3 protein-coding genes are annotated in these 2,135 nt (G+C 67.8%); 1 reads left to right on the forward strand and 2 read right to left on the reverse strand.

Going from position 1 to position 2,135, the window contains the following annotated elements; translation table 11 throughout:
- On the forward strand, positions 1–351 hold a 351-nt coding region (locus A9X00_RS09165; protein WP_067152159.1), incomplete at its 5' end, for an NUDIX domain-containing protein.
- Here the strand turns inward: A9X00_RS09165 and regX are convergent.
- A complete protein-coding gene (gene regX, locus A9X00_RS09170) occupies positions 348–1,031 on the reverse strand; it encodes a two-component sensory transduction protein RegX (protein WP_046187060.1) in 684 nt (227 codons plus the stop codon). The genes A9X00_RS09165 and regX overlap by 4 nt on opposite strands.
- Before the next feature lie 73 nt (positions 1,032–1,104).
- The coding region (locus A9X00_RS09175) for a cell wall metabolism sensor histidine kinase WalK (protein WP_067152161.1) at positions 1,105–2,135 on the reverse strand (1,031 nt) is incomplete at its 5' end.

The raw sequence follows: 2,135 nt of genomic DNA on the forward strand, positions 1-2,135 counted from the left end.
AACGGCGCTTGGACGGCGGTGACGGGAATCGTCGAGCCGGGTGAGAATCCGGCGGACTGCGCTGCCCGCGAAGTGAGCGAGGAAACCGGTGTCAGCGCGCGGGCCACGCGCCTGGCGTGGGTGCATGTGACCCGGCCAGCCGTACACGCCAACGGCGACCGAGCCCAGTATCTGGATCATGTATTCCGGATGCGGTGGCTATCCGGCGAGCCGTACGCCGCCGACGACGAGACCACCGAGGCGGCCTGGTTCGACCTTGACGAGCTGCCGCCGATGACGGACAACATGCGGCGGCGCATCGCGTTGAGCGCGAGCGACGACGCCCGAACCGTTTTCGACGCGAGCGGTTAGCCCTCGAGCTTGTATCCCAACCCGCGCACCGTGACCAGGTGCACCGGGTTGGCCGGGTCGGCCTCGATCTTCGAGCGCAGGCGCTTGACGTGCACGTCGAGCGTCTTGGTGTCGCCGACGTAATCGGCGCCCCACACCCGGTCGATCAGCTGGCCGCGGGTCAGCACCCGCCCGCTGTTGCGCATCAGGTATTCGAGCAGGTCGAATTCCTTCAGCGGCAACGTGATCGTGTCACCGTTGACGGAGACGACGTGGCGCTCGACGTCCATCCGGACCGGCCCGGACTCGAGCACGCCGTCGCTGATTTCGGAGTCGTCGTCGCCGCCCCGGCGCAGCACCGCGCGGATCCGGGCGATCAGCTCGCGAGCCGAATAGGGTTTGGTGACATAGTCATCCGCGCCCAGCTCGAGGCCGACGACCTTGTCGATCTCGCTGTCGCGGGCGGTCACCATGATCACCGGCACGCTGGAACGGGCGCGCAGTTGCTTGCACACGTCGGTGCCCGACATGCCCGGCAGCATCAGATCGAGCAGCACGATGTCGGCGCCGCCGCGATCGAACTCGGCGAGTGCTGCGGGTCCATCGGTCACGACCGTGGCCTCAAAGCCCTCCTTGCGCAGGAGGAATGCCAGAGGGTCGGCCAGCGACTCCTCGTCCTCCACGATCAGCACACTCGTCATGAGCGCAACTCTCCCCCGCAAGCGGGAGGTGCCCCCACCTCATCGCATCGTTCCAATTCGTCGTAAGCGCGCGTCATCTACTCAATTCTTCCTCTCGTTGTGACCGGTTGGGTCGCACTTCACGACCCCGCGGTTGCTCGGGTTCCTCGTCGCCGTCCTGGTAGGCCGGAATCGACAGCGTGAACGTCGACCCGGTTCCCGGCTTGCTCCATACGCCGATGCTGCCGTTGTGGTTGGCCGCAACGTGTTTGACGATCGCGAGCCCCAGCCCGCTGCCGCCGGTGGCCCGCGAGCGGGCCTTGTCGCCGCGGAAGAACCGTTCGAAGACCCGTTCCTGGTCTTCCAGCGCGATCCCGATTCCGCGGTCGGTCACGGCGATCTCGACGTTGTCGCCGCGGCGTCGACGGCTGATCGACACCGGCGAACCCGGCGGCGAATAGGCGATCGCGTTGGACACCAGGTTGGCCAGCGCGGTCACCAGCAGCGTTTCGTCGCCCAGCACCCGCAGGCCGCTGGGCGCGTCGGTGCGCACCTCGATGTCGGCGTTTTCGGCGGCCACCTTGTGGCGCGAAATCGCCTCGGACACAACGGTATCCACCTCGACGTCGGTGACGTTGGGCAACGGGTCGGCCCCTTGCAGCCGGGACAGCTCGATCAGCTCGGCGACCATGTCCCCCAGCCGGTTGGCCTCCACGAGTACCTTTTCGGCGAAGCGGCGGACGGTTTCCGAGTCGTCCGCCGAGGCCAGCAGGGCCTCGGCGAGCAGCGCCATGGCGCCCACCGGGGTCTTGAGCTCGTGGCTGACGTTGGCCACGAAATCGCGCCTGGTGGCTTCCATCCGGGCGTAGTCGGACTGGTCGTGGACGAATACCACCGCGAACCGGCGGTCCTCTTCGCTGAGCAACCGGGCCTGCCCGTGCACCGAGAGGCCGGAGCGGCCTGCGGCGCGTTTCGGCGGCCGCAGGTCGAACTCGACGTCGACGCCGGTGAGCGCCTGCTGCGCGGCCTGCCAGGCCTGGTCGTCGAGTTGCCGATCCCGCACCAGGCCCAACTCCCGGGCACGGTCGTTGAGGTAGACGACGTCGCGATGCGAATCCACCACCG

The organism is Mycobacterium sp. 1245805.9 (assembly GCF_001672915.1).
Taxonomy (GTDB): domain Bacteria; phylum Actinomycetota; class Actinomycetes; order Mycobacteriales; family Mycobacteriaceae; genus Mycobacterium.